Annotated in this window: 11 protein-coding genes; 9 read left to right on the plus strand and 2 right to left on the minus strand. The window is 40.3% G+C overall.

Annotated elements, in window-relative coordinates; genetic code table 11:
- Positions 1–71 precede the first annotated feature (71 nt).
- The 6 genes from rplM to AC1DOK_RS20920 all read left to right on the plus strand — a co-directional run bounded on the left by rplM (position 72) and on the right by AC1DOK_RS20920 (position 5,458).
- Entirely contained in the window at positions 72–515 is a 444-nt protein-coding gene (rplM, locus tag AC1DOK_RS20895) for a 50S ribosomal protein L13 (protein WP_477556257.1), read from the plus strand.
- 20 nt (positions 516–535) lie between these two features.
- Positions 536–928, plus strand: coding sequence for a 30S ribosomal protein S9 (gene rpsI / locus AC1DOK_RS20900; RefSeq protein ID WP_477556258.1), 393 nt, complete (start codon positions 536–538; stop codon positions 926–928).
- Positions 929–1,488: 560 nt separating this feature from the next.
- Entirely contained in the window at positions 1,489–2,181 is a 693-nt protein-coding gene (locus tag AC1DOK_RS20905; RefSeq protein WP_477556259.1) for a phosphoadenylyl-sulfate reductase, read from the plus strand.
- Positions 2,182–2,215: 34 nt separating this feature from the next.
- Positions 2,216–3,397 carry a sulfate adenylyltransferase gene (sat, locus tag AC1DOK_RS20910; protein ID WP_477556260.1) on the plus strand — a complete coding sequence of 394 codons (1,182 nt, stop codon included), beginning with the start codon at positions 2,216–2,218 and terminating at the stop codon, positions 3,395–3,397.
- A 92-nt stretch (positions 3,398–3,489) separates the two neighbouring features.
- Positions 3,490–4,266 (plus strand): N-acetylmuramoyl-L-alanine amidase CwlD, encoded by a 777-nt coding sequence (cwlD, locus tag AC1DOK_RS20915; protein WP_477556261.1) that lies wholly within the window; start codon positions 3,490–3,492, stop codon positions 4,264–4,266.
- 82 nt (positions 4,267–4,348) lie between these two features.
- The gene (locus AC1DOK_RS20920; protein ID WP_477556262.1) at positions 4,349–5,458 is read left to right on the plus strand and encodes an Mrp/NBP35 family ATP-binding protein; all 1,110 of its coding nucleotides are present in this window, start codon (positions 4,349–4,351) and stop codon (positions 5,456–5,458) included.
- A gap of 98 nt (positions 5,459–5,556) precedes the next feature.
- On the opposite strand, the gene gerD is transcribed toward AC1DOK_RS20920, so the two are convergent.
- Positions 5,557–6,300: a spore germination lipoprotein GerD gene (gene gerD / locus AC1DOK_RS20925; RefSeq protein ID WP_477556263.1), complete on the minus strand. Its 744-nt coding sequence runs from the start codon at positions 6,298–6,300 to the stop codon at positions 5,557–5,559.
- 128 nt (positions 6,301–6,428) lie between these two features.
- Here gerD and AC1DOK_RS20930 point away from each other — a divergent pair, with 128 nt between their 5' ends.
- On the plus strand, positions 6,429–7,028 hold the full coding sequence (locus tag AC1DOK_RS20930) for a KinB-signaling pathway activation protein (protein WP_477556264.1): 600 nt from the start codon (positions 6,429–6,431) through the stop codon (positions 7,026–7,028).
- A gap of 56 nt (positions 7,029–7,084) precedes the next feature.
- Here the strand turns inward: AC1DOK_RS20930 and pdaB are convergent, their stop codons facing one another.
- On the minus strand, positions 7,085–7,870 hold the full coding sequence (gene pdaB / locus AC1DOK_RS20935; protein ID WP_477556265.1) for a polysaccharide deacetylase family sporulation protein PdaB: 786 nt from the start codon (positions 7,868–7,870) through the stop codon (positions 7,085–7,087).
- A 131-nt stretch (positions 7,871–8,001) separates the two neighbouring features.
- Here pdaB and AC1DOK_RS20940 point away from each other — a divergent pair, with 131 nt between their 5' ends.
- Both AC1DOK_RS20940 and AC1DOK_RS20945 read left to right on the plus strand, forming a co-directional pair.
- Positions 8,002–8,607 (plus strand): stage II sporulation protein M, encoded by a 606-nt coding sequence (locus AC1DOK_RS20940; RefSeq protein ID WP_477556266.1) that lies wholly within the window; start codon positions 8,002–8,004, stop codon positions 8,605–8,607.
- 206 nt (positions 8,608–8,813) lie between these two features.
- Positions 8,814–9,032: a hypothetical protein gene (locus tag AC1DOK_RS20945; protein ID WP_477556267.1), complete on the plus strand. Its 219-nt coding sequence runs from the start codon at positions 8,814–8,816 to the stop codon at positions 9,030–9,032.
- Positions 9,033–9,533: the final 501 nt, after the last annotated feature.

Here is a 9,533-nt window from a genome sequence, read left to right on the forward strand (position 1 = left end):
CAACTAACTTTAAAATGTTTATAACAACGAATATTAAATGTACAAGATATAATTTTTTAGGAGGAACAAGCATGCGTACTAGCACCACATATATGGCTAAGCCGAATGAAGTAGAGCGCAAATGGTACATTATTGATGCAGAAGGCAAAACGCTAGGCCGTTTGGCGAGCGAAGCTGCAAGCCTTATCCGCGGCAAGCACAAGCCTGAATTTACACCACACGTTGACACAGGGGATTTCGTAATTGTTATCAATGCGGAGAAAATCCACTTAACAGGTAAGAAACTTACTGACAAAAAGTACTACCGTCACTCCATGCACCCAGGTGGTCTTAAAGTGACTCCTGCTGGTGAAATGCTTAAGAAGAACCCTGATCGTTTGATCGAGTTTGCAATTCACGGTATGTTACCGAAGACTCGTCTAGGTGACAGCATGAAGACAAAGCTTAAAGTGTATGCAGGTTCTGAGCATCCACATGCAGCACAACAACCAGAAGTTTACGAACTTCGCGGATAAATTAAAAGGAGGACTGTAACGTGGCACAAGTACAATACTATGGAACGGGTCGTCGTAAGCATTCGGTAGCGCGTGTACGCCTTATACCGGGCGAAGGACGTATCGTTATTAATAAACGTGATATTAATGAATATTTTGGTCTTGAAACGTTAAAGCTGATCGTAAAACAGCCACTTTCATTGACTGATACTTTGGGTCGTTATGACGTGCTCGTAAATGCTCATGGCGGTGGTACTTCTGGTCAAGCAGGAGCAATTCGTCACGGTATTTCCCGTGCATTGCTTAAAGTTGATCCTGAGCTTCGTGGCTCTTTGAAGAAAGCTGGTTTCTTAACTCGTGACCCTCGTATGAAGGAACGTAAGAAATACGGTCTTAAAGCAGCTCGTCGTGCACCACAATTCTCCAAACGTTAATTCTATTGGAGCATATCAAAATTCAGGCCTCGAACCTATATGGTTCGGGGCTTTAATTTTGTTTACTTTTGACTAGATAGATGCAATAAAGACCCCGATAATCGGGGTCTCTTGTAGGTATTCGTTATGGTCTATATGAAATGTAATCTAGCAGCAAGACTGATGACCACAATAACTCCGACTAATAACATGAAATACCATTCCTTAAAAATTGATTTGTCCTTTCCCATGGGTACTTCGACTTCCTCTCAATTTTTATAAAAAATACAAATATATTATATCAAACTTAGGCAAGTGAATATGTTATTTTTTTCACGTTTTGAGATAAAAAGTGAGTCGAATCAATTTCATAATACCTTTAGCTGCTTCAATCAAGGCTATATATAGATCAAAATGGTTTAATTTGTCTATATATAGTTTCAATTAAAAGGTTTCAATGAGTTATGAAATTGATTCAGCCAAGAACAAATTAAAATATAGGCAGATGTCACATAAAGGGTCTTCTTTGCATTTATTATGCTGAGAAGGCTCTTACTTGTATTTAAGGAGGTTAATAAATAATGAATAGATTAAATAACGTTTCATCGCTTGAAGAGCAAGCAAGTGTTTTGGAGAAGGAGACAGCTGAAGCTGTGTTACGCTTTGCAACTGACAGGTATCCTAGTATAACACTAGCTTGTTCATTTGGTGCTGAGGATGTAGTGCTTGTGGACATGCTGCAGAGCATTTCACCGGAGACAGACATTTTCTATCTAGATACGAATGTACATTTTGCGCAGACATATGAGACAAGGGACCGACTCTCTGAACGTTATGGCGTTAAGTTCAAACAAGTGCAACCAGTAATCACCTTAAATGAACAAGCAGAGTTATATGGTGATGAACTATGGAAACGGGAGCCTAATGATTGCTGTAACATTCGGAAGGTAACACCGTTAACTAATCATTTACAACAGTATGATGCTTGGATTACAGGAATCAGACGTGAGCAAGCGCCAACAAGGGCGAATTCCAAGAAGGTTGAACTAGACACCAAGTTCGGATTAATTAAATTTAATCCATTGGTCGATTGGACCGAGGGAGATGTATGGCGCTATATTCACAATCATAAGCTCATCTATAATCCTTTACATGATAATGGCTATCCAAGTATAGGTTGTGAGCACTGCACGCGTCAGATTGCTGCTGGAGAGGACCCGCGCGCGGGTCGTTGGTCAGGTAGCGAAAAAACAGAATGTGGTCTGCATAAGTAACTACAGAGGAAGTTAGTTTAAGGGAGTGTGCATAATGAGCTTTAACGGTTGTATAAGACCACACGGAGGAACACTAATTAATTGCATTGTCTCTGAGGAGTTAAAGGAACAATTGCTGGAAGAGGCACAATCGTTAGAACAAATAATGATCAATGCGAGAACCATTTCAGATATGGATATGATCGGAATAGGTGCTTATTCGCCGCTTGAGGGTTTTATGATAGAGGAGGATTATCACGCCGTATTATCTAGCATGCGATTAGCAAATGGTGAAGTATGGAGCTTACCTATTACGTTAGGCATAGATCGTACTATCGCAAATCAGCTACAGATTGGTGAGAGAATAGCGCTTGTGGGTGAAGCAGATCATGTTACTTATGCGATTCTTACCATACGGAGTATTTATGACGTTGATCAGCAGGAAGAGGCACGGCAAGTGTTTAAAACGGATGATTCAGCGCACCCAGGTGTAAATAAGCTGTATACGAAGTCAACTACGTATATTGGAGGACCTCTCCAAGTACTGCATCGTAGGCAGGAAGGTCCATTCATGGAATATGATTATACCCCTGAAGAGACAAGAACGATATTTACGGATAAGGGTTGGCGGACGATTGTTGGTTTTCAGACACGTAACCCTATACACAGGGCTCATGAATATATACAAAAAACAGCCATGGAAATCGTAGATGGTCTATTCTTAAATCCGTTAGTCGGTGAAACGAAATCAGATGATATCGATGCTGATGTACGGATGAGGTCTTATCAAGTATTGCTGGATAACTATTATCCACAGAATCGCGTTTTTCTTGGGGTGTTCCCAGCAGCTATGAGGTATGCAGGGCCTAGAGAAGCTATTTTCCATGCGATCGTACGTAAGAATTATGGGTGTACACATTTTATCGTTGGACGCGATCATGCTGGTGTTGGCGATTATTATGGAACGTATGAAGCGCAACAAATATTTGATTGTTTTGCGAAGGAAGAGTTAGGAATTACGCCTTTGTTCTTCGAGCATAGCTTTTATTGTATCAAGTGTGGGAATATGGCTTCGAGTAAGACCTGCCCACATTCTAAAACAGAGCATATGCATTTGTCAGGAACTAAAGTAAGAGAAATGCTTAAAGCGGGTTTATGTCCGCCAGTCGAATTTACACGCCCAGAAGTAGCGGAAGTATTAATTAGAGGAGTACGAGAGCAAGTAATAATTTCATAACAACCTCTTCTATCAGTCTCTAAAAAAGCATATTTCACCACCTTGTCCCATATAGATGAAAGGAAGTCTATGGAGATTGAGGTGTTTTTTTTATGAAAAAAACAAGAAAGCGTGTTGTCGTATTCTTATCACCAATAGGGCTATTGAAGCTTGCATTATCAATGGGTCTAGTAGCGCTGATTGTGTTCATATATACGAACGAATTGCCTGCTACTAAGACATGGAGTGATTGGACAACACCGTTGTCAGGAAAGACAATTGCTTTAGATGCTGGTCATGGAGGACCTGACGGAGGGGCATCGAGTAAAAGCGGTGTAATTGAGAAGGATGTTAACTTGGCTATAGCCATGTATTTGCGTGATTTTCTGCAAGAGGCTGGTGCTATTGTAGTAATGACTCGCGAAGAGGATACGGATTTGGCTAATCCCGGAACCACTAAGCTGAGAAAACGTAAAGCAGAGGATCTACGTGCACGAGCTGATTTCATTAATCAGAAAAAAGCGGACCTGTTTCTATCCGTTCATATGAATGCTACACCATCAGGTAAGTGGAGTGGGGCTCAGACCTTTTATTATCCGAATCATGCTGATAATTACACACTTGCCGGCCTTATACAAAGTGAATTAAAGCGGAATTTAGGTAACACGAATCGTGTCGTTAAGCAGATAACCACGACATATTTACTCAAAGAGCTCAAGATGCCAAGCGCACTTGTGGAGGTAGGGTTCTTATCCAATTCAGCAGAGGCAGCTCTGATTCGAGATACAAAGTATCAGAAGAAGGTGGCAGCTTCGATCTATCAAGGGATTCTGCGCTATTCATCGGGAGAAAAGATATCTTCGATCAATCCGAATATTCAGAAGGATTAGAAGGTTCATAAGGTTAGCATTCGTTCTGAGAGATTTTGTGGTATAATAGGGTAGTGAAAAACGGTACTTATGAGGTGTTGAGATGATAACAAGAGAACAAGTATTAGAAGCATTACATAGCTTGCTTGACCCTGAATTCAAGAAGTCTGTCTCTGAATTGAATTTGGTTAAGGACATCATGATTAAGGAAGAGAGCGTGTCACTGACTTTCGTATTAACGAAAGAAGGAGAAGCTTATCAAAATAATGTGAAGCATGCTGTTACAAACATGCTGAATGAACTAGGTGTAGGAAGCGTACATATCCGTTTCCGTGCCATTACGGACCATGAGCGTTCGCAGATCGCTCAAGATAGTGGGGCAACAGCCGCTGTTAAGCCAAGTAGTGGTGCACCAACTGGTGCTGTCGCTAAGGGAGGCAACGGATTATCATTGCTTTCACCTGAGTCGAAAACAACGTTCATTGCAGTTGCATCAGGTAAAGGCGGCGTGGGCAAGTCAACCGTTACGGTCAATCTTGCGGTCGCACTTGCACGCTTAGGTAAGCGTGTAGGGATCATCGATGCTGATATTTATGGTTTCAGCATCCCTGACATGATGGGCATTGAAGAACGCCCAGTTATTGTGGACAATTCCATTACACCAATCGAACGTCATGGCGTAAAGGTTATTTCAATGGGATTCTTCGTACAGGATAACTCTCCTGTAATCTGGCGTGGACCTATGTTAGGCAAAATGCTTCGTAACTTCTTCAGTGAAGTGAATTGGGGAGAGCTAGACTACATGTTGCTCGATTTACCTCCTGGAACAGGTGACATTGCTTTGGATGTACACTCCATGCTACCTGAATCCAAAGAAATCATCGTCACAACGCCACATGCCACAGCAGCGTTCGTTGCTGCAAGAGCAGGTGCAATGGCTCGTCAGACGAACCATGATATTCTGGGGATTGTTGAGAACATGTCTTACTATGAATGTCGTAAATGTGGGGAGAGAGAATACCTATATGGTCGCGGTGGCGGTGGCAAGCTTGCTGAAGAATTGCAAACCGAACTACTTGCACAAATGCCATTAGGTGCACCAGATAATCATGTATCAGAAGCTGATTTCTCTCCATCTGTATACAAACAAGAGCATCCAACAGGTCAAATGTACTTAGAGCTTGCTCGTAAAGTGTTAGGTAAAATCGAATAACAATCTCAATCATTTCTTTTCAAATTAAACAACCATCATCGCATAGCGCGGTGATGGTTGTTGTCTATTATAAAGAGAGTCAAAACGTTCTTTCTAACTCAGCTCGCTCCTCCTTCTCCTTGATCACCTTCTCCACCACCACCGCCGCCACCTTCTCCGCCGCCTTGACCTTTTCCTTGCTTCTGTTGTTTTTTCTCAGATTCTTGCAAATACTCTTCCACAGATTTCTTCAGCAAAGTAACAAGCTCGGCCTTAAACAGTGGACTTTGCATAGTATCTTGTACAATTATTTTCATTTGTTGACGTGACTTCATTGTTTTGAGCGTATTCATGAGAATTGTTTGAAATTCTTGGTTCTTCATGACATCGAGTAATTCCTTTTGATAATCAGGGTCCTTCATTAAGTCCATATAGAGCTGCTTTGTTTCTTTTTGAGTTGCTTTAGCAAATTCACCTGCAAACTTTGGATCTTGCATCATACTTTGCATGAATTTACCGTTTTCCGGGTTGGTTAGAACTTCTTTAACGACCATTTTCAGTTCTTTGGTGTCCGAGGTATTCAAGGTTTTCATTTTCCCTTTGCCTCCACCACTACTACCGCCACCACCCTCGGCACCTTGGCCACCACCCTCGCTACCTTGACCACCACTGGAATCTTCTCCACTAAGGGCAGATTCGATTGCTTTCTTGCCTTCCGCTGATTTAAGAATATCGAGAACCATCGTTTTTTCGTCTTTATAATTCTTCCCGCCACCTGCTTGCTCTTGTCCGCAGGAAGTTAGAAACACAAGTGCTGACGCAACAGATACGATGACACCAAACATTTTAATTGATGATTTCATGTTTAAACCCCTTTTCGGTAAACGCTTATGTTTTATTATTCGACACAATTACATTGTTTATGACTTAGCATTTTGGTGTTCAAGTTGCTACAATTATCATATATTTCAGTTTGTGGGGGAGAAATTACATGACATTAAAGAAATGGTTCTACTTAAGTTGGACCTCATTTGCATTTGGTATTGTAGCTACGATTATTTTGAGTTTGATCATGTTCTTTACTAACCCAAATTATCCAGATCCTACTATTAAGGAGATTGGATTTAATTTGATTAATTTTACGTTGGCTGGGGCGACAATATCTGTACTGAGTCAAATGGGCTTTTTTGCATTCCTAATATTAAAGTGGATCGCAATTAGCGTATTTCGTAGCAAAGTAATATGGGATTGGTTACAGGCTATCCTTGTTATTGTCGCAGTTGTTGATCTGGCTTACTTAAGACATCTATACTATGGTGCTGGTAGCGGGATCGGAAATTACATTGCATTGCCGCTGATAATATTAGTTGTTGCTCTTGGGGTTGCTTATTGGAAAATGAAACTAACGAGTAGAAGTGCTTTTATTCCTGCATTGTTCATTATGTCTGCAGTTACCATCCTCGAAGCTGTACCTGTATTTAGAGAAAATAACATTGATTCGCTTGTAGTCGTACTTATTCCATTAATGATCTGCAATGCATGGCAATTGCTCATTCTGCATAAAATAATTGGCAACAAAAATACCATCTAACCAGTAAGGACTAGTTAAATGGTACCCTGTATGACTTATGGTTATGATTAATAGTATTAATAAACAGGAGTGTTAGAAGTATCTTGGACTTCCTTATTGTCGATCTGAGTTTGTTTAAGCATTTCGCCTACTGTTACGAATTCATAGCCCTTAGCTCTGAGTTCATCAATAATGACTGGCAATGCTTCATGAGTTTGTAGACAAGTATCACTGGCATGCAGAAGGATGATATCGCCTGGGTGTGCCTTGGAGACAACTCGGTTAATTATTTTATCCGTACCTGGATTCATCCAGTCGAGTGAGTCTGTATCCCACTGTATGACGGAGTATCCGAGCTCGCCGGCGATACGCAGCACTCTTTTGTCAAAATCACCATTAGGCATTCGAATGATATTCGGACCTGTTCCTGTGAGGTCTGTAAGTATGGTATGCGCGGCAGATATTTGCTTGCGTATTTCCTCGTCATTCAAAGAACTATAGTTGACATGCTTATGCCCATGACTTCCGATTTCAAATCCATCCTTCTTAATGCGATCTACGACTTCAGTATGTGTTTTACTCCAAGGGGAAGAGAGGAAGAACGTTGCCTTCTTGACCCCTTTATCCTCTAAAATCTTAATAATTGGTTCCGCACGCTTATCGCCCCAAGAAATATCGAAGGTAAGAGCAATTAACTTCTTGTCCGTTCTAACACTATAGATAGCTTGTGGTTGTTGTTCTCCGGTAAACACAGACATATTACGTTGCTCGGAATATACGATCCCTGCTGCAAAAAGAATTGCCACTGCGATAAAAAATATTCGTTTCAGCTTCTTACCATTAATCACATAAAAATAATTCACGACTATTGTACCTCCTTTAAGCTTGGTTAGGCTTGTTCCATTTCGTTTACTACAAAATGTATGCTCGTACAAGCAAGATATGCTAATCTTGTGATTAGTAAGTAAGAAGTTATTAGCAGGAGTGTGATGAAATGAGTTTAAAAGCATTGTTTCGCCATTTTCGTGAGATGAAGGTTTATTTTCTTATAGTTATTGGTTTGTTTGTGCTTGGTATTGTGCTAGGTGCTATGCATTGGAATGAGGCCTTACTCAAGAAACAGCTTGAGGCAGTAGCTGAAATAGCTAAATCTGTTCAGGGCAAAGAATCAGTAGAGCTTAGCTTGTTTTGGGTTATTCTCAAAAATAATATAGTTGCTATGTTAATGATGGTTGTTACTGGTCTAATGTTTGGCATATTCCCGGTATTTAGTGTTTTTACGAATGGACTTCTTATTGGTTATGTAGGAGAGCTTACCCTACAAGAGGTAGCCTGGTTTGATTTTGCTAAAGCAATTGTTCCGCATGGAATTTTAGAAATACCTGCCTTGTTTATTGCCTGTGCATATGGTTTGAGACTAGGTGTATTAGCCTTCTCGGCGATTGGCTCCTTATTTTCCGGAACGACAAGAAGGGAATTTGGCATAGAGGCACCTAAACTGTTAAAATTACTTGTTCCTTTAGCAGGGTTACTTATCGGAATGTTGCTTGTTGCAGCTCTTATTGAAAGCACAATTTCATACTGGCTAGCTCAGGGGTAGGGAATAGGATAATTTATTTGTATTTCATATCATAAAATTTGTTAATTTTGAGCATAACAGTAAAATGGAAAAATGTTCGAAGACAAGAAGAAACTGTATCCGTTTTATAAAGATCTTATAAAACGGAATGTTTCTTAAGGTTCTATAGAATCCAGTTTCCACTACTTCTACTTCTATGTAACTTAGAAAGGGGATCTACTGAAGCTATGCTCGGATTCTTATTTAATGAACGGGAATGCAGAGAATTGGATTATGTACTGCGCAAAGAACTTGACGAAATGTTATTTGATCTAAGCGATAAAGTGATTGAAATAGATCTTAAAACTGCAATTGAAGCTAGGTATAAGATCATCTTTCGCATGTATGCACGGTTAGCATCCCCAAAGGAAATATCCAGATATGCTCGTAATCGTACATATCATTAGTAGATCAGAAGCAGATCAGTAGCAGATAAGTAGCGGATCGTAAGCAGATACCAATAGTTCGCAAGCATATCAAGAATGGTTTAGAATTGAATGTAATATTTTACCTTGTTCTAAGCTGTTGACGGATCGCTCAAAATTTGATAAATTATTCTTCGCCCCCAATAAGGGCGCAAACAAATAAGGCGAAGCAAGTAAGAGTGAAAAAATGGAAAGAAAAAAACACTTGCAATTGAGTAGCCTGATGTGGTATATTAAAGAAGTCGCCGCTAAACGAAGCGGCAACGAAATAAGAAACAAATTGTCCTTTGAAAACTGAACAACGAGTGAAGAAATAAAGAGGTTATTAACCTCAAAAACGTTGAGAGAACGAGCGCTTCGGCGTAAGTGATTGAGACAAGCTAGCAAGAAATTTTGAGCAATCAGCTCTAATTATAGCAAGTCAACTTCGGTTGATGAGCACTTTAATGGAGAGTTTGATCCTGGCTCAGGACGAACGCTGGC

This window comes from Paenibacillus sp. P5_B5 (assembly GCF_056400365.1).

Excerpts from the sequence above, each read along its gene's own strand:
- rplM (WP_477556257.1), top strand. The coding sequence starts at position 72 with ATGCGTACTAGCACCACATATATGGCTAAGCCGAATGAAGTAGAGCGC.
- AC1DOK_RS20905 (WP_477556259.1), top strand. The coding sequence starts at position 1,489 with ATGAATAGATTAAATAACGTTTCATCGCTTGAAGAGCAAGCAAGTGTT.
- sat (WP_477556260.1), top strand. The coding sequence starts at position 2,216 with ATGAGCTTTAACGGTTGTATAAGACCACACGGAGGAACACTAATTAAT.
- cwlD (WP_477556261.1), top strand. The coding sequence starts at position 3,490 with ATGAAAAAAACAAGAAAGCGTGTTGTCGTATTCTTATCACCAATAGGG.
- AC1DOK_RS20920 (WP_477556262.1), top strand. The coding sequence starts at position 4,349 with ATGATAACAAGAGAACAAGTATTAGAAGCATTACATAGCTTGCTTGAC.
- gerD (WP_477556263.1), bottom strand. The coding sequence starts at position 6,300 with ATGAAATCATCAATTAAAATGTTTGGTGTCATCGTATCTGTTGCGTCA.
- AC1DOK_RS20930 (WP_477556264.1), top strand. The coding sequence starts at position 6,429 with ATGACATTAAAGAAATGGTTCTACTTAAGTTGGACCTCATTTGCATTT.
- AC1DOK_RS20940 (WP_477556266.1), top strand. The coding sequence starts at position 8,002 with ATGAGTTTAAAAGCATTGTTTCGCCATTTTCGTGAGATGAAGGTTTAT.
- AC1DOK_RS20945 (WP_477556267.1), top strand. The coding sequence starts at position 8,814 with ATGCTCGGATTCTTATTTAATGAACGGGAATGCAGAGAATTGGATTAT.